The 17,117-nt window shown below is 59.0% G+C and carries 18 protein-coding genes and 1 other RNA gene; 11 read left to right on the top strand and 8 right to left on the bottom strand.

Annotated elements, in window-relative coordinates; translation table 11 throughout:
* Positions 1-5: 5 nt before the first annotated feature.
* Together J7447_RS11750 and ssrA are read right to left on the bottom strand one after the other, a co-directional pair.
* Positions 6-581 (bottom strand): SspB family protein, encoded by a 576-nt coding sequence (locus tag J7447_RS11750; RefSeq protein WP_023000519.1) that lies wholly within the window; start codon positions 579-581, stop codon positions 6-8.
* 174 nt (positions 582-755) lie between these two features.
* Positions 756-1,125, bottom strand: a transfer-messenger RNA (tmRNA) gene (gene ssrA, locus J7447_RS11745).
* Positions 1,126-1,281: 156 nt separating this feature from the next.
* Between ssrA and J7447_RS11740 the strand changes: the two genes are divergently transcribed.
* A complete protein-coding gene (locus J7447_RS11740; protein WP_023000520.1) occupies positions 1,282-2,076 on the top strand; it encodes a thymidylate synthase in 795 nt (264 codons plus the stop codon).
* Between the two features lie 12 nt (positions 2,077-2,088).
* On the opposite strand, the gene J7447_RS11735 is transcribed toward J7447_RS11740, so the two are convergent.
* Positions 2,089-3,423, bottom strand: a complete 1,335-nt coding sequence (locus J7447_RS11735; protein WP_209169676.1) for a multicopper oxidase family protein — start codon at positions 3,421-3,423, stop codon at positions 2,089-2,091.
* A gap of 213 nt (positions 3,424-3,636) precedes the next feature.
* Between J7447_RS11735 and J7447_RS11730 the strand changes: the two genes are divergently transcribed.
* Positions 3,637-4,707 (top strand): serine hydrolase, encoded by a 1,071-nt coding sequence (locus tag J7447_RS11730; RefSeq protein ID WP_209169675.1) that lies wholly within the window; start codon positions 3,637-3,639, stop codon positions 4,705-4,707.
* A 221-nt stretch (positions 4,708-4,928) separates the two neighbouring features.
* On the opposite strand, the gene J7447_RS11725 is transcribed toward J7447_RS11730, so the two are convergent.
* From J7447_RS11725 to J7447_RS11715, 3 genes are all read right to left on the bottom strand, one after another.
* Positions 4,929-6,287 (bottom strand): GH1 family beta-glucosidase, encoded by a 1,359-nt coding sequence (locus tag J7447_RS11725; RefSeq protein ID WP_209169674.1) that lies wholly within the window; start codon positions 6,285-6,287, stop codon positions 4,929-4,931.
* A gap of 107 nt (positions 6,288-6,394) precedes the next feature.
* Positions 6,395-7,078, bottom strand: a complete 684-nt coding sequence (locus J7447_RS11720) for a DUF2461 domain-containing protein (protein ID WP_209169673.1) — start codon at positions 7,076-7,078, stop codon at positions 6,395-6,397.
* Positions 7,075-7,449: a TfoX/Sxy family protein gene (locus J7447_RS11715; protein WP_209169672.1), complete on the bottom strand. Its 375-nt coding sequence runs from the start codon at positions 7,447-7,449 to the stop codon at positions 7,075-7,077. Before J7447_RS11715 ends, J7447_RS11720 begins: the two co-directional genes overlap by 4 nt.
* Positions 7,450-7,599: 150 nt before the next feature.
* Here J7447_RS11715 and J7447_RS11710 point away from each other — a divergent pair, with 150 nt between their 5' ends.
* The 6 genes from J7447_RS11710 to J7447_RS11685 all read left to right on the top strand — a co-directional run bounded on the left by J7447_RS11710 (position 7,600) and on the right by J7447_RS11685 (position 12,778).
* The gene (locus J7447_RS11710; protein WP_209169671.1) at positions 7,600-8,118 is read left to right on the top strand and encodes a dihydrofolate reductase; all 519 of its coding nucleotides are present in this window, start codon (positions 7,600-7,602) and stop codon (positions 8,116-8,118) included.
* Positions 8,119-8,139: 21 nt separating this feature from the next.
* On the top strand, positions 8,140-8,613 hold the full coding sequence (locus J7447_RS11705) for a GNAT family N-acetyltransferase (protein ID WP_023000527.1): 474 nt from the start codon (positions 8,140-8,142) through the stop codon (positions 8,611-8,613).
* Between the two features lie 232 nt (positions 8,614-8,845).
* Positions 8,846-10,039, top strand: a complete 1,194-nt coding sequence (gene hflK, locus J7447_RS11700) for an FtsH protease activity modulator HflK (RefSeq protein WP_023000528.1) — start codon at positions 8,846-8,848, stop codon at positions 10,037-10,039.
* Between the two features lie 2 nt (positions 10,040-10,041).
* Positions 10,042-10,977 carry a protease modulator HflC gene (locus tag J7447_RS11695; protein WP_023000529.1) on the top strand — a complete coding sequence of 312 codons (936 nt, stop codon included), beginning with the start codon at positions 10,042-10,044 and terminating at the stop codon, positions 10,975-10,977.
* A complete protein-coding gene (locus J7447_RS11690; protein ID WP_023000530.1) occupies positions 10,974-11,159 on the top strand; it encodes a DUF2065 domain-containing protein in 186 nt (61 codons plus the stop codon). The genes J7447_RS11695 and J7447_RS11690 overlap by 4 nt, the downstream gene beginning before the upstream one ends.
* Before the next feature lie 131 nt (positions 11,160-11,290).
* Positions 11,291-12,778: a DegQ family serine endoprotease gene (locus tag J7447_RS11685; protein WP_031269138.1), complete on the top strand. Its 1,488-nt coding sequence runs from the start codon at positions 11,291-11,293 to the stop codon at positions 12,776-12,778.
* Positions 12,779-13,240: 462 nt separating this feature from the next.
* Here J7447_RS11685 and serB read toward each other — a convergent pair whose 3' ends face one another.
* Positions 13,241-14,131, bottom strand: coding sequence for a phosphoserine phosphatase SerB (gene serB / locus J7447_RS11680; RefSeq protein WP_209169670.1), 891 nt, complete (start codon positions 14,129-14,131; stop codon positions 13,241-13,243).
* Between serB and miaA the strand changes: the two genes are divergently transcribed.
* The 3 genes from miaA to J7447_RS11665 all read left to right on the top strand — a co-directional run bounded on the left by miaA (position 14,130) and on the right by J7447_RS11665 (position 16,459).
* Positions 14,130-15,083 carry a tRNA (adenosine(37)-N6)-dimethylallyltransferase MiaA gene (miaA, locus tag J7447_RS11675; RefSeq protein ID WP_209170141.1) on the top strand — a complete coding sequence of 318 codons (954 nt, stop codon included), beginning with the start codon at positions 14,130-14,132 and terminating at the stop codon, positions 15,081-15,083. The genes serB and miaA overlap by 2 nt on opposite strands.
* A 210-nt stretch (positions 15,084-15,293) precedes the next feature.
* Positions 15,294-15,833 (top strand): GNAT family N-acetyltransferase, encoded by a 540-nt coding sequence (locus J7447_RS11670; RefSeq protein ID WP_023000534.1) that lies wholly within the window; start codon positions 15,294-15,296, stop codon positions 15,831-15,833.
* Between the two features lie 80 nt (positions 15,834-15,913).
* Positions 15,914-16,459, top strand: coding sequence for a GNAT family N-acetyltransferase (locus J7447_RS11665; RefSeq protein ID WP_209169669.1), 546 nt, complete (start codon positions 15,914-15,916; stop codon positions 16,457-16,459).
* A 24-nt stretch (positions 16,460-16,483) separates the two neighbouring features.
* On the opposite strand, the gene J7447_RS11660 is transcribed toward J7447_RS11665, so the two are convergent.
* Positions 16,484-17,062, bottom strand: a complete 579-nt coding sequence (locus J7447_RS11660; RefSeq protein WP_209169668.1) for a TetR/AcrR family transcriptional regulator — start codon at positions 17,060-17,062, stop codon at positions 16,484-16,486.
* Positions 17,063-17,117 lie beyond the last annotated feature (55 nt).

The following is a 17,117-nucleotide window of genomic DNA, read 5'->3' as shown; positions in this document are numbered from 1 at the left end:
CGATCTCAGGTCTTCTTGCGGAATGCATCCAGGGAAACGACTTCGCCGCCACCGTCACTGCTTTCGGCAGCTTGCACGGCAGGTTTCGCCTTGGTGTCTGCAGTTGCAGCTTCCTTGTCGCCTGCGCCGTCGTCCTGTCTGGCTTCGTTATCGGCATGTTCTTGCTCGGCCCTGGCAAGTTCTTCCACGGCTTCCAGCAGCTCTTCCGGCAGTTCTTCCGCCGTCTTGCCGGGATCGAACTCCAGCGCGAACTGTACGGACGGATCGAAGAAACCCTTGATGGCAGAAAAAGGCACCAGCAGCTTTTCCGGCACGCCGCCAAAGGACAGGCCAACCTCGAACGCATGTTCGCCGATGGCAAGATCCCAGAACTGGTGCTGCAGCACGATGGTCATTTCCTGCGGATAGCGCTCCTTGAGCCGCTGGGAAATGCGCACGCCAGGGGCATTGGTGTCGAACGCGATGTAGAAGTGATGGTCTCCGGGCAGCCCGGTACGACCGACTTCGGCAAGTATTTTCTTCACCGCTCCACGCAGCGCGTCCTGGATCAGAATATCGTATCGCAGAAGGTCTTCAGACATCGGTTTTCGTCGAATCTCGCTGGAAAAGTCCACTATCAGGAGCACATTGACGGGCCGAGATCAAAAAGAAAAGGCTCTTTTCCAAGTGAACCCAGATTAATGTGTGCAACCCGGCAATCATCGCTCATTGGTCATGCAACCTATGTAGGACGCTGCAAATACATGGGAAGATCAAGTGGAGGCTTCTGTTGCCAGGTGCCTCCGAACCCCGCCCGTGAGTGCTACCTCAAAGGACTTAGTGGACTACCGGCGCAGCGTTACGCTGCGACAGCGTTGTCCATAGCATAGTTGTCATTTGCAACTATTAAGAAAGCCCGATAACGGTGGTACAATGCCGAGCAAAAGCACAGTCTTTACGCCCTCGTCGATCCTATTTCGCCCCCGCCGAAACCCATGGAGTTTCCGTAGCTTAGCCCCATGGGCTTGGGTGGAGGCGCCGGGTACCGCCCCCGGGTCCGATAGGTTTATTGCACTGACCATTTATTGCCATAGCTGGCGAACCAGCAGACCTGATATAAGGTCTTCGGCCCTGAAATGAAAGAGGCTTCTGGCAAAGCATGTCGTTTGCCGGCTTGGCTCACGGCCATTCTTCCACAGCATGTGCCAAGTTGGGGAAAGTGCGGGGGAGGGGCTGTCTTTTCGGAAAAATCTGCCAAGTTAACCACAAACTCCAGATCTCCTGACCGCGAAGGCTTCCGCCGTGCAGCAATATCTCGATCTCTTGTCGAAAATCCTGGACGAAGGCGTTGATCGGGGCGACAGGACCGGAACGGGCACGCGCTCGATCTTCGGCCACCAGATGCGCTTCGATCTCTCGCAAGGCTTTCCCTGTGTCACGACAAAGAAGCTGCACCTGAAGTCGATCATTCACGAGCTGCTGTGGTTCCTTGCTGGCGATACCAACATTCGGTATCTGAAAGAAAACGGGGTGAAGATCTGGGACGACTGGGCGGACGAGAACGGCAATCTCGGGCCGGTCTATGGCTACCAGTGGCGGTCATGGCCTGCACCGGACGGCAGATCCATCGACCAGATCGCCAATCTGCTGAAGATGATCCGGACCAACCCGGAAAGCCGGCGGCTGATCGTCTCGGCGTGGAACCCGGCTCTGGTCGACGAGATGGCGCTGCCGCCGTGCCATTCGCTGTTCCAGTTCTACGTGGCTGACGGCAAGCTTTCCTGCCAGCTTTACCAGCGGTCGGCGGATGTCTTCCTGGGCGTGCCCTTCAACATCGCCTCCTATGCGCTGCTGACCATGATGGTGGCCCAGGTAACCGGCCTGAAGCCCGGCGACTTTGTGCACACGTTCGGTGATGCGCATCTTTATGCCAACCACTTCGACCAGGCCCGTGAGCAGCTCACACGTTCGCCGCGGCCCTTGCCGGAAATGAAAATCAATCCGGATGTCACGGATCTCTTTGCGTTCAAGTTCGAAGACTTCGAACTGACCGGCTACGACCCGCTCCCGCACATTGCCGCACCGATCGCGGTCTAGCCACCGGCTGTTTCAGCTCACTTCGAACCAGGTCATCATGCCCGATGCCGCATGACCGAGCATGTGGCAATGGATCAGCCATTTCCCGGGATTGTCCGCAACAAAGGCGATCTTGACCGTCTCGCGCGGCTGGCTTGTGAAGGTGTCGCGCCAGTCGGGGTTCTCCAGTTTCGTGCCATCGCGCTCGATGACGCGGAAATGATGGCCATGCAGGTGGATCGCATGCGGGAAAGCCGTGTCGTTCCGGCTTTCCAGAAGGATCGTGTCGCCGCGTTTGGCGGAAAACATCGGATCATCTTCCATACCAGCCACACCGTTGAAAGCCCAGAAGAGCCCCTCGGACATCATCTGGCGCATGTCCATCTCGACGCCGTGTCTCATCATCGACTGCATGCCGCCCATGGCTCCACCCGCCATCACTAATGGCAGTTCCCAGGGAGAGCTCAGATCGGGTTCAGGCAACCGGTTCGGCGGTGGCAGCACGAGTGGCAGGTCTTCGCTTTCGGTTTCCGAGACGACGAAGTTGGCGAAGGTGAACGGCTTGCCGGTCATCATCTCGAATGGCAGCTTGCCGGTTTCCTGAGGTCGCAGCACCAGATCCATGCGCTGCGCCGGCGCCAGTTGCACAGTGCCCTCGACCTCCCGCGCGGTGTCAAAGGCCTGCCCATCAAGCCCGACTATCTTCGCACTAAACCGCGCCGGAGCCAGATCAAGGATACGCGCCGTGGAGGCGTTGATAAGGCGCAGCCGGTGCCAGCGGTCCTTCTTCAACGCAATGTCGGGCATCGAAGCACCGTTGATGGTGAGCCAGTTGCCCAGACGTCCGGCATGGGCAAAGTCGTGCATGGCACCGAAGCTTGCGGTTTCCAGGATACCGTTTTCGTCCAGACGCCAATCGTTGAGGATCAGCGTGATGTCGCAATCGGGGTCGAAGGACTGCTCGTCGTCCTCGACTATCAGTGCGCCCGCGAGGCCGCGCGGCACCTGGTTCCAGCTCATGTTGTGGGCGTGGTACCAGAAGGTGCCTGCGTCCGGCACGACAAAGTCGTAGTCGAAGCTTTCACCGGGGGCGACGGGGGGCTGAGTGAGGCCGGCAACACCATCCATGGCATTGTCGATGCGGATGCCGTGCCAATGGACCGAGGTGGGTTCGTCGAGGTTGTTGGTGAAGCGCACTCTGACGCGTTCGCCGCGCTTGACCCGTATCTGCGGACCGGGCAGCCGGTCGTTGTAGAGCCAGAGATCCGAGAGGCCGCCATCCTTGCCATAAAGTCGGGCCTGTCCCTTGACCGCCGCAAGGTCGAAGAAACCTTCTTCGGTTTTTGCCAGAGCAAAGGCTGGTGACAAGGCAGCAAGACCTCCTGCCACCGATACTTTCAAGAACGAACGCCGATCCACTCTCCCACCTTCCTGACGCAAGTTGCTTCTCCCTATCACTATGGTGGTTCCAGTTGGTGGAAGGTCAAGCTCCTCGCACGGCAATAAACCTTTCAAATAACGCTCGCATTTGGCGATGAAACTGCCGACACTTCCTTCAGGTTTCACGCAAGGGAGCTCTCCATGAAGTTAACCGACGGTCTTTCGCTCTCACCTCACGCGGCTGCTGCCGAGCGTCGCGGGTTCGATACGTCCCTTGGCCGCAAGCTCTGCGCCGGTGCCGAGGCAGGTCTGTTGCCGCATCTTCATGTCGTGATTGCAGAACGCGGCGGTGAGACGGTTCTGGAAAGTTATGGCAAGGGAGAGGACGAAAACTGGGGCCGTCCGATCGGTGAGGTAACCTTCGGCCCCGATACCCTGCACGACCTGCGTTCTATCACCAAATCCATCGTCAGCTTGCTCTATGGCATCGCACTGGAGCGGGGCGAGGTGCCGACGCTCGATACGCCGGTCCTGGAGCTTTTTCCCGAACATGCCGACCTTGCTGTGGATCCGAAACGCATGGAACGGACCGTGGAGCACGCCTTGACCATGTCGCTCGGCATGGAGTGGGACGAGACCCGCCCCTATACCGATCCGGAAAACAGCGAAATCGCCATGGAAATGGCCCCGGACAGGTACCGTTACATTCTGGAGCGGCCGCTGGTTGGAGACCCCGGCACCCGATGGATCTACAGCGGCGGAGCCACCGCGCTGGTGGGCGAAATCCTGCAACGGGGAACGGGGCAGAAGCTGGCCGATTATGCAAGGGAACGCCTGTTTTCGCCACTTGGCATAAATCAGTTCGATTGGTCAATCGGCCGGGATGGGGCCTATTCGCCGGCATCCGGGCTGAGGTTGGCTGCGCCGGACCTGCTCAAGATCGGACGTCTCGTTCTTGACAACGGTATCTGGCAGGGCCGGGAGATTGTTCCCGAAGCCTGGATCCGGGCTTCACTGCAGCCAATCATTGAAACCAGCGAAGGACCGGGATACGGCTATTTCTGGTTTTGCGGCCAGGTTCCTGTTCCGGCTCTTGGCGGCCCGACACCCTGGTTTGCCGGCTTTGGCAATGGTGGCCAGCGGCTCTGGCTGTGCCCCAAGGCCGATGTTGCGGCCGTCATCTATTCCGGCAATTACAACGACTGGTCCGCCTGGATCCCTCCGACCCGGGTCTGGAGCGAGATCATTCTGGCGAATTTACGGGAAGCGTAGCCTCGCCTTTGAACGCCTGATCCTGACACCAATACATCCTCATCCTGAGGAAGCGCGCAGCGCTGTCTCGAAGGATGGGCCCCACACGCTGTATATGCCGCCCATCCTTCGAGACGCGAGCAGGCTCGCTCCTCAGGAGGAGGGGAGAGGAGGCTAGGTTAAGTTAAGCGTGCGTGCTGGTTCCACTGATCCGCAATGCAGGGCGAAAGCTCGAAGCGTTTTCACCGCTGCCGATGCGCTTCCAAGAAGTCCCGGTACCACAGGGCACTGTTCTTCAGCGTACGGACCTGGGTGCCATAATCCACGTGAACAATGCCGAAGCGCATCTTGTAGCCTTCGGCCCACTCGAAATTGTCCATCAGGCTCCAGAGGAAATAGCCCTTCACCGGAACACCTGACTCGCGTGCATCGGCAATGGCACCGAAATGTTTTTCCAGATAGTCGATCCGGCGCTGGTCGTTGACGACACCGTCCTGCGGCTCGTCATTGTAACAGGCACCGTTTTCAGTGATGTAGCAGTCCGGAAGCGGGTAACGGGTGTCGAGATCCTTCAGGAGATCCGACAGGCCCTTTTCATAGACTTCCCAGCCGATATCGGTCAGCTCCGGCCCCGGAGTTGGGGGAACCGTCTCGGCCATCGGATAGACCGCGCTGGCATTGATGTCTGCTTTCACGCGTAGCGGCGTGTAGTAGTTCAGCCCCCACCAGTCGAGAGGCTGGTGAATGGTTTCAAGGTCACCGTCGCGAATGTCCATGTGGTCGCCAAAGGCGCTGAGCACATCCGCCGGATAACTGCCCTCGAACATCGGTTCGAAGAAAATGCCGTTGTTGAACTGGAAGGCCCGGTCTGCCGCTTGCCTGTCCTGTGGCGTGTCGATGACCGGATAGACGGAATGGGCGTTGATGACGATGCCCATCGGCAAGTCTGGCTTTACGGCCCGGGCAGCCTGAACGCCCAGGCCATGTGCCAGGTTCAGCGTGTGCACACTGGCTGCGAACGCCTCGATGCTTTTTTCTCCTGGAGCATGGATGCCGTAGAGATGGCTGAGATGACAGATGCACCAGGGCTCGTTGATGGTCGCCAGTGCGTCCATCCGGTCGCCGAGCCTTTTGACGACAATCTCCGCATAGTCCGCAAACGCTTCTGCCGTGCTGCGGGCGGTCCAGCCGCCATCGCCCGCCAGGGTCAGCGGCAGATCCCAGTGGTACAGCGTCGGATTGACCTTCAGACCGCGGGCAACCATGCCATCGATCAGCCGGTCGTAGAAGTCGAGACCCTTCTCGTTCACCGGGCCTCGGCCATCGGGAAGAATGCGCGGCCAGGCGATGGAAAATCGGTAGGCGTCGACGCCGAGTGACTTGATCAGATCCAGATCGCTTTCCCAAAGATGATAGTGGTCGCAAGCCATATCTCCGGAATGCCTCTGGTAAACGCGACCGGGCATCTTCGAAAAGGCATCCCAGATGCTGGGTTTGCGGCCATCTTCGCTGGTTGCGCCCTCGATCTGATAGGCCGCGGTTGCAACACCGAACAGAAAATCGCCGGGAAAACGGAGCGCAAGGTCTTTGGGAAGTGCCATGGGAACTCATCTGGAGTGGAAACGCGAATGCGATGGTCATAGTTTCCAAAGCGCTTTGGATCAAGTGATTTCGTCTTGCGTTCTGGGTATTCTCCGCAGCCAATGTGTCAGGTCCGGTGCGCGTGAAGCGTCATCAGCCAGCGCCAGAAGGGGAGTGCAGGTTCAATAACCCTTGCAATCGCTTCGTGGCCGTTTGCCCCCTGAAGCGACCCGATGTCGCTGACGTCTCGCCAAACGGCGAGGCCCTTGTGCTGGGCGAGACCACTGCGCGGGTGGTCCGCGGGAAAGCCGCGAGGAACCTTGGCAAGATCTGGGGCGGACATTTCAAACCCGGCAGCCGTCATATGGGCGATCAGATCTCCAATGTCCTCGCCGTTGTCCGTCTCGAGTGTCTGGAGAAACGATCCGAGCACCGGTTTTGAAAACCGCATGCACCCTGCGCCGGTGCGCACATGATCGGCTTCCACGGACAGGAAGAAGCTGGGCGGTTGCGCGTCCTTGCCCTGGAAAGCGGTGTCCTGCGGCCAGAAGGCCATGCGGATGTGGGTGTTGTAGGGTGTCTTGTCCCTGGAAAAGCGCAGGTCCCTGTTGATGCGAAATTGCTTCGAGGTGAGGTCGTGTCCGCAAAGCCGCGAGAGCGTTTCGGCAAGCCTGCCGCGAAGCTCGTCGGCCGGATCCCTGACGAAGCGCTGGTAATCGGCCTTGTGCGCTTCAAACCAATCCCTGGTGTTGTTGGCGGCAAGCTCTTCCAGAAAACGGAAGGTTTCTGGCTGAAAACCCGAGCCGTTCATTTTGCCGTCTTTCCGTTTTTCGGCTTCTTGGGCCTGGCAGTCTTGGGCGGCAGTGCGCCGACATAGGATCTGGCCATATCGATCCAGCTCTTCAGGTCTTCGTCGCTTTCGATCCCTTCCGGCTCGACCCGGATAAAGCCGGGCGTGGGCCGGCCCCCCATCTTGCAGACCGAGGCGAAGGGCCTTGCCATCGCCTTTTCCTGCTGTTCGGTTCCCACACGTGCCATCAGCCCGTGTTTGGAAGCGCAGACCAGCATGTTGCCGTCGACCATGAAGCAGGTGGAGCCGAACATGCGCTTTTGCTCGACATTTTCATCCGGGATCAACGCGCGGGTGCGTTCGATCAAGACGGTTTCCATCAGGTCGGACATTCCGAAAGTCTCCTGGTCGTTGCGGTCCAGTTTCAAGGACGTGCCAAGGGGCGCTTATCCGACAGCCTGGCAAGAAAAATGTCTGCGATTTTTCCTGGCTCGCGTTTCCATGCTAGGAGGCGTTTGAGGAATTGAAAACCGGATTCGGAGATGGCTTTGCCGGAACTTGTCTTGATTGCCGCGGTGGCACGAAACGGGATTATCGGGTCCGATAACGACATGCCCTGGCGGTTGCCGTCGGATCTGAAGTATTTCAAGCGGCTGACGCTTGGAAAGCCGGTGATCATGGGGCGCAAGACGTTTCTGTCGTTCGGCGGCAAGCCCTTGCCGGGACGTCCGCATGTGATTGTTTCCAGGGATCCGCAATATGTACCGGAAGGTGCGGAAGCTGCGACGTCCCTTGAAGAGGCGCTGCGACGGGGAGCGGAACTGGCAGCGGATCTTGGCGTCGACCAGGTCATGTGCATCGGCGGGGGGCAGCTTTACGCCCAGGCGATCGGCAAAGCCGACCGTCTCGAGATCACTGAAGTGGACGCGCAGCCGGCGGGAGACACCCGCTTTCCGGACATCGATCCGGCGGTGTGGCAGGAAGTCGGTCGCGCGCCGGGCCAGCGCACCGAACGCGACAGCGCAGATTTCACCTTCGTCTCCTACCGCCGCAAGGCTTGAATACCTATCGGATCCGTTGTCATGAGTTTACCCGCCAATCTGACGGCCAGATGGGCCACTTTCGATGAGCTAAGCCTCAACGACCTCTATGGAGTGCTCAAACTGCGCCAGGATATATTCATTCTGGAGCAGGCATCTTTTTACGCCGACATCGACGGCAAGGACCAGACGGCGCTGCATTACCTCATCAAAGACGAGGAGGCCGGAGCGCTTCTGGGCGCAATCCGCCTGTTCACAGAACCACAGCAGGGCCGTGCCCGCATCGGCAGGGTGGTTATTGCCAAGGCAGGCAGGGGGAGCGGGCTCGGGCGTCTCATGATGCAGGCCGGCATCGACAAGGCGGAGGCCCTGGTTCCGGGGTGCGAGATCCACGTTTCCGCACAGGCTTACCTGGAGGCTTTCTACGGCTCCCTGGGCTTTGCGACGGTGTCTGAAGAATACATCGAGGACGGTATTCTGCATGTCGACATGATCCGTTCCGCCAACGTGAACTGAGCCCGTCTTTTCGGGGCAAATTCCGGCGGGGTGCGGCCAAATGTTCCGTCGGTCTTGACAGTCTCTCCGTTTACCACCACCTGCGGCACGGGAACACGCGGGTTTTGGGAGGTTTTTACGTGGGGCTTTCCGTTGAAAGCATACGGTAACCTCCCTATAACCAACGGTGAGTCAGAACGGGTGAAAATCCCTGTCCGGGATAACGTGCCGGACGACAAAGAAGGAAGTTTTGATGCCTTGGAGCAATCAGTCAGGTGGCGGTGGCCCCTGGAAAGGTGGCGGAAACAACGGCGGCCCTTGGGGCAGCGGCGGTGGCGGCGGCGGTAACGGCAACGGCCCGTGGGGTGGAGGCTCCAACCGTGGAGGCGGAAACCCACCCGATCTTGAAGAGCTCCTGAAACGTACCCAAGACCGCATGCGCAACGTCCTTCCGGGCGGTGGCGGCGGCGGCCTGGGTTTCATCGGCGGCGGGATCGTGGTCGGCGTGGCGCTTATCGTCTGGCTGGCTTTCGGCTTCTATGTTGTCGATGAAGGCGAGGTCGGTGTCGAGTTGGTACTCGGCAAGGTCGAGGATCAGACCCCTCCTGGCCTCAACTACAACTGGCCTTATCCGATCGGTGAAGTTTACACCCCGAAAGTCGAACTGCAGCGCGAAACCACTGTTGGCACCGAAGAAAACGTCAGCAGCTCCGGCGTTGTGCGCGCACGCGACGTTCAGGAAGAAAGCCTGATGCTGACCGGTGACGAAAACATCGTCGACGTCGGTTTCAAGGTCCTGTGGCGTATCCGGAATACCAACGAGGGTATTGCCGACTTCCTGTTCAATATCCAGGATCCGGAAGCGACCGTGAAAGCCGTGGCCGAAAGCGCAATGCGTGAGGTTGTCGGCGGATCGAAGATCGACTCCATCCTGACGGAAAATCGTGTTTCCATCCAGAACGACGTTGCCAGCCTGATGCAGAAGACACTCGACAGCTATCAGTCGGGTATCGAGATCGGCGAAGTCCAGATGCAGCGCGTTGACCCGCCTGCGCAGGTTATCGACGCCTTCCGCGACGTGCAGGCCGCACGCGCCGACGAAGAGCGCATCAGCAACGAGGCCAAGGCCTACGCCAACCGGGTGGTTCCGGAAGCGCGCGGTGAAGCAGCACGCGTTCTGGAAGCGGCAAACGCCTACAAGGACCAGACCATTGCCGAGGCAACCGGTCAGTCCCAGCGTTTCACCAAGATCTACGAAGAATACAGGAAAGCACCGGACGTGACCCGTGAGCGTCTGTATCTCGAAACCCTGGAAAAAGTTTTGGGCTCGAACAACAAGATCATCATCGACAGCGACTCGACAGGCTCCGGCGTGTTGCCGTACCTGCCGCTGAATGACCTGAACGGGCGTCAGACCGCCCCTGCACAGCGCGCGGGAGGCAACTGATCATGCGTAGTGGTATTCTTGCAATCGTCCTGCTGATCGCAGCGGTCGTCGCCTATCTCTCGGTCTTCATCGTCAATCCGACCCAGCAGGCACTTGTCCTGCAGTTCGGTAAGATCGTCGAACAGCCGAAGAAGGAACCGGGTCTCTACTTCAAGATCCCGTTCGTTCAGAACGTCGTCTACTTCGACAAGCGCATCCTGAACCTGAACATGCCGCCGCTTGAGCCGATCACCTCGGACAAGAAGCGTCTGATCGTGGATGCCTTCGCGCGGTACCAGATCTCCAATCCGGTGCTGTTCTATCAGCGTGTCCAGAATATCCAGACCGCCAACCGGCGCCTGTCGACGTTCCTGCAGTCCTCGCTGCGTTCGGAAGTTGGCCGTACCAGCTTCGTGGCTCTTGTTCGCGACGACCGTACCGGCGTGATGGAAAACATTCGCCGCGATATCGATGCCAATGCCGAACAGCTCGGCATCGAGGTGATCGACGTGAAGATCCGCCGTGCGGATCTGCCGGACGCCAACTCGCAGGCAATCTATGCCCGTATGCAGACCGAGCGTCAGCAGGAAGCCACGGAAATCCGTGCACAGGGTGAAGAAGCAGCTCGCAGGATCCGGTCCCGTGCGGATCGCGACGCGACCGTTCTTGTTGCTGAAGCACGCCGTGACTCGGAAATCATGCGTGGTACTGGTGACGCTGAAAGAAACAGGATCTTTGCCGAGGCATTCGGTGCCGATCCGGAATTCTTCGCCTTCTACCGGTCCATGCAGGCCTATGAGGCGGGATTGCGGTCCGGCGATACCAGCCTGGTGCTGTCGCCTGATTCAAGCTTCTTCCGCTTCTTCAAGGACCCGACCGGTATCTTGCCGGCTCCGGGTGCCGATGGAAACGGTAGCCAGGGCGTATCCGACCGGAATCCGTCGCTCGCTGCACAATGAGCGAACTGGTAACGGCGCTCGGCCTGGTCCTGGTGCTTGAAGGTGTTCTCTACGCGCTTGTGCCCGGTGGCATGAAGTCCATCATGCGCAGCGCGCTGGAGACACCGGACCAGACCTTGCGGGCAACTGGCCTGATCGTGGCGGTTATCGGCGTATTTCTTGTGTGGATCATTCGCGGATAACGAAAAGTTTTCGGGCGGGAGGCGCAAAATCTTCCCGCCCGTTCTATATTCTGAACCAAGGACCGGAACAAACCCATCGACTGTCAGCATTCTGACTGCAGTCCAACCGGCTGGGATGAGGAGAAAGCCCTATGGCTCCACTAAGTATTCGCCGTCGGATGACCAGGATCGCCGCAGTCGCGGCGGGCATCGTAATCGGTGGAATGGCAGCTTTTCAGCCTATCCAGGCAGCATACGCACAAGGACCTGTGTCCGTCGCGGATCTGGCGGAAGGTCTCGCGGATGCAGTGGTGAATATTTCCACCGCTCAAACCGTGCAGGGCCGCCGTTCGGTGCCGATGCCGCAGGTTCCGGAAGGTTCGCCCTTCCAGGAGTTTTTTGAAGAATTCTTCAACCGGCAGAACCGGGACGACGACCAGCCGCGGCGGGTTCAGTCGCTGGGTTCGGGCTTCGTCATTGACGGGGAAGCCGGCATCATTATCACCAACAATCACGTTATCGAAGGGGCGGACGAAATCACCGCCAACTTCAACGACGGCACCAAGCTGAAGGCGACGCTCCTTGGCACCGACGAGAAAACCGATCTCGCAGTGCTGCAGGTGGAGCCGACCACGCCGCTGAAGGCCGTCAGTTTCGGCGATAGCGACGCCATTCGCGTCGGCGACTGGGTGATGGCGATCGGCAACCCGTTTGGTCTGGGCGGCACGGTGACCGTCGGTATCGTGTCGGCACGAAACCGCGACATCAACTCCGGTCCCTACGACAACTTCATCCAGACGGATGCCTCCATCAACCGGGGTAACTCGGGCGGACCGCTGTTCGACATGGAAGGCAACGTGATCGGCATCAACACGGCCATCATCTCGCCGTCCGGCGGCTCCATCGGCATCGGCTTTGCGATCCCGGCCAACACCGCCATGAACGTGATCGATCAGCTGCGCAAGTTCGGCGAAACCCGCCGCGGCTGGCTGGGTGTTCGCATTCAGGAAGTCACGGACGAGATTGCCGACAGCCTGGCAATGGACAAGGCCATGGGCGCGCTGGTTGCCGGTGTGACCGACGATGGTCCGGCGGCCAAGGCGAAAATCGAACCGGGTGACGTGATCATCAAGTTCGACGGCAAGGATGTCGACACGATGCGCGAACTTCCGCGCATGGTGGCGGAAACCGAAATCGGCAAGGAAGTCGAAGTCACGGTTCTGCGCAAGGGCGAGGAAGTCGCCATCAGCGTGATCCTCGAGCAGCTCGTTGAAACCGAGGTGACCGAAGCCAGCGCAACCGAGGAAGAAGAGCCTGCGGAAAAGCCGGTCGAAAAGAGCGAAGTGCTCGGCATGTCGCTTGCCGTTCTGGACGACGCCTTGCGCAAGCAGTTTTCCATCGATGAAGACGTCAGCGGTGTTGTGGTCACGGAAGTGAAGCCAGGCACATCTGCCGAGGAAAAGCGCGTGATGGCCGGCGATGTTATCAAGGAAGTCGCTCAGGAAACGGTCGAGACACCGGAAGACGTCATGGCCGAGATCGACAAGCTGAAAAAGGACAACCGCCGCTCGGCCCTGCTTCTGCTGGCCAATCCGACGGGTGATGTCCGCTTCGTTCCGGTGCGGATCGAAGACGAGTAATCTTTCCGGACTTCGGAAGCTGAATGCAGAAGGGCGCCGAATGGCGCCCTTTTTTCTGCTTTCAGTCTCCTGCACGCTCTTCCTGAAGACGGCTGACGGTCTGTCTGGAACGGGAAGGGGGATGCTTTGGAGCAAGGGGCCGATCCTTGGAGACAGCACTCCGCGCTTCCTCAGGATGAGGTTGGTGGTGGGGCGGAGTTGGGGGCTTGGAGGATGTTGATGGCCTTGGCGAGTTGGATGTGCCGTGGGGCGAATTGACAGTGTGTGGCCTAACCACTTCGAAGAGTTTTGTGTTCGGCATCCCCACACACTCTCCCTCATCCTGAGGAAGGCCGGAGGCCTGTCTCGAAGGATGTGCTGCATACTCCGTCGAAAGGTTCATTCCTTGAAACACAAGAAGGACCGCCCGCGCGATGCGAGGATTCGAAACCGCTCAAATCAGGATTGCCGCAGGCCCGCGCCTTAACTCAGAACGAAATCGCTTTCCGCGTAGCCTTGCAGGTAGAGCAGGGCTGTGAGGTCGCCGTGGTCGATGCGGAAGTCGGCGGCGGCGGCGACTGCCGGTTTGGCCCTGTAAGCGACACCGGCTCCTGCGCGTTCGATCATGGCAAGGTCGTTTGCGCCATCTCCGACCGCAAGCGTATCTGCGAATTCCAGGCCTCGCTCCGCGACGAGATATTCCAGGCGGGTGCGCTTGGCTTCGCGTCCGAGAATCGGTTCTCCGACCTTGCCTGACAGTTTTCCGTCCACTTCCAGCAGGGTGTTGGCCTGGTTCTCGTCAAAACCGATCAGCGTCGCGACTGCAGATGTGAAATGGGTGAAGCCACCGGAAACAAGGGCGCAGTAGGCGCCGTTCGCCTTCATCGTCTGGACCAGCGTACGGCCGCCCGGCATCAGCTGGATCCGCTTGCTGAGCACCGTTTCGATGGCCGACACCGGCAATCCGGCGAGAAGGCCAACACGTTCGCGCAGGGCCGGTTCAAAATCGATCTCGCCGCGCATCGCCCGCTCGGTAATTTCCGATATGCGATCCTTGAGGCCAAGTTCAGCCGCCAGTTCGTCGATGCATTCCTGGCGGATCATGGTGGAATCCATGTCGGCGATCAGCAGTTGCTTGCGGCGGCCGGCTTCCTTCTGCACAAAGACGTCGACGGGGGCACGACCAATCACTTCGCGCAAGATACCGTCCGCGGCACTTGCATCCAGACCCTCAAAGCGGATATCCGCTGCGACACCTGCAGAAAGACGTGTCGAGGTTCCGGTAACGCCGAGTGCGTCGGATGCCTGCCGAACCAGATCCTCGTCGACTGCAGGCGCAGCAGGAGTGGACACCAAAGTGGCAACAAAAGACATGGACGGTTCCCTGGACGACGATGACGGCACGCCCGCAACTGCCAGGCGCGCCATCCTGATAGCCGGGCCGACAGCCAGCGGCAAGTCCGCTTTGGCGTTGACACTGGCCAAAAGGCTGAATGGTGTCATCGTGAATGCAGATTCCATGCAGCTTTACGAAGACTTGCGACTGGTGAGCGCACGCCCCAGCGTGGCGGAGGAAGCTGAAGCACCTCACAGGCTATACGGCGTGTTGCCTGCATCGACTGCCTTTTCGACCGGCGACTGGCTGCGCCTGGCGGAACGGGAACTGCAAGATGCCTGGGGAAACGGCCAGATGCCTATCCTCGTCGGTGGCACCGGCCTCTACTTCAAGGGGCTGACGGAAGGCTTTGCGGAAATGCCTGGCATTCCGGAAGAGATCCGTGCCAGGGCGAGATCCATTGCCGACACGCAAGGTGTGGAAGGCTTGAGGCAGCACCTGATTGCCGAGGGGGATCCTGAGTCTGCCGAGGCGCTGGTTGATCCGCAACGTCTTGCCCGTGCACTGGAGGTTTTGCTGGCAACCGGCCGCCCCCTGAAGGCGTGGCAACAGCACGCCCAGTCATCGCCTCTTCTCAAGCCGCAGGCGTGTCACCGGATCGTTCTGGCACCGCCGCGGCCCTGGCTGCATGAACGTATCGAGCAACGGGCCAGGTTGATGGTTTGCGAAGAGGGCTTCAATGAAGTGCGGGCCCTGCTTGAACAAGGCCTATCGGATAAGTTGCCAGCGATGAGGGCAATCGGCGTGCCGGAACTTGGCGCCTATCTTGCCGGAAAAGCCGATTATGCAGAAACCATCCACAGGCTGACTGTTGCAACGCGTCAATACGCAAAGCGTCAGGAAACCTGGTTTCGCAACCAGATGTCGGATTGGCAACGGGTTGATCCTTCAAACCTAATTGAGATGGAGGCCTTTCTCCGAACGGTTTGACGGCTCAGCGTCAACTTCTGATGTGTGCGGTGCAGCAGTGGTTTGAGCGTAACTCTTTGGTATTGCGAATATATTTTTGTCAAAATTGATCTTATACTTTTGTCTGCCATGGCAATGGCACAATTCAGGGTTACATGGCTAACATGCGTTCGGTGGCGGGATTCGCCGCCGCTTGTAAGGCCTGAAGAAATCCTAGACTGGGAGGTCACGGTGCAGACGATCATACTCGAATGCGGTTCAGTGCGGCTCGTCCCTTTCAAGCCAACCGATATTCATCTCGTCAAAGATCTTCACTCCGATCCTTACGGCAACCGATGTACAGAATATTCCACCAATTGCACCGTCGTTGATGCGGAAGAACTGGTGCGGTCTGCTCAGCAGAACCAGGACGACCTCGGGTTTGCCAAGTGGAAGGCGGTGTCTTCCGACGGGGCATTTCTCGGCTGGGCCGGGTTTACGCCTGTCAGCGAAACTTCCGAGATCAGTCTGAACTATTGCCTGCGTCTCGACGTGCTGGATCAGGACCCGGATCTGCCCAAGCGCCTTTGTGCCGCCTTGTCAGACTGGTTCTTCGAAAACACCTATTTTTCCCATCTGGTCGCTGTCGTGCGCACCGACAACCGGACCATGCGAGAAGTGGTCAAGGGCAACGGTTTCTATCACCGCGAGAGCAAAGTGATTGAAGGCATGCAGGCGGACGTGTTTCAGCTCCTGAGCCCGTCCATGCAATCCTATCTCATGAGTGCTTAGGCATTTTCGGGGCTTACGGGACCTCGAGAAATGCGTCGGGACCGTGTCTGCCACGGTCCCTTTTTTTGAGAGTGACCCATTTGAACACACCCATTCTGACAACAGGCAGGCTGCGCCTGTTGCCTTTTTCCGAAGATGACTTCCCATTGTTGCAGGACCTTCATTCAGATCCGGAGGTCAATCGCTATCTGTCTCCGGGACCGGCGATCATGGATCCGGAGGAAGTGCGCCGGCGGCTCGCGAATTACGTCGGCGATCACCGGGGCACCGGGATGTCCAAATGGAAACTGGAGACGGCTGAGGGAGCCTTTATCGGCCGGGCGGGGTTCTCGTTCGAAAGGAACCCGGAAGGTTATGAACTTGGCTACAGCCTGAAACGGTCAGCCTGGGGGAAGGGCTATGCGAGCGAGATCGCGCGGGCTCTTGTCGGCTGGTTCTTCGACACGACACAGAACGATCACATGCTTGCCTATGCAGTTGCGGAGCATAAGGCTTCGCAGCGGGTGATGCAGAAGGCAGGACTGCGTTTCTGGCGGGAAATACGAAAGCACGGATTGCATTGCCGGTTCTACCGGATCACGCGCCGGCAATATCTTCAGTCTCTGGAGCCTGGCACGGGCGGCTGATCGCTTGAGTGCGATTGGTCGCCATCAAACGCCGGCAGCCTGCAAGGCGGCGGGCAGGGCGGCCGCTGTCACGGTTTCGGCAAGGGTCTCATCCGACATGGCCCGTGCCGTGGTCAGTCCTCCTATCAGGAGACTGAGAAAAACCCAGGCGCGGTTCCGCCGTTCAGACGGGGTGCCTTTCTTGAGCCCCTCGGCAACGAGTGACGCTATTTCCTGCATCTTGTCATCATAGAGTTTGCGCGTCTCAGGCTTGGCCCGTGCGACATCGGGCGACAGTGCGGTCATCGCACAGCCGCAGGCGCGGTCCTGCCGATGCGCCGTGCCGAGATAATACCGTGCAAATGCCTCGACCCATTTGTCGCCGAAACGTTCCCGGTAGTCAGGAATGGTGGTGGTTACTTCGTCCAGTCCCTGTTCCAGCGCGGCGTGAAAGGCCCCGTCCTTTGATCCCAGGTGCGCGTAGAATGCACCCGAAGTAGCACCCGCCGCCTTTGCGATCGCGTCGACACCAACCCCGGAATATCCTTCGCTTCGGAAGGCCCTGCTTGATGCGCTGAGCAAGGCTTTTTGGGTTTCTGCCTTGCGAAGTTGTTGTTTTGCCATGCGGTTCTCTCGATTAAAGAACGATCGTTATATATTTTGTTGACTTCATAACGAT

The organism is Labrenzia sp. R5_0 (assembly GCF_017743835.1).
GTDB classification, from domain to species: domain Bacteria; phylum Pseudomonadota; class Alphaproteobacteria; order Rhizobiales; family Stappiaceae; genus Roseibium; species Roseibium algicola.
This window is presented reverse-complemented; position numbering and strand designations above follow the sequence as displayed.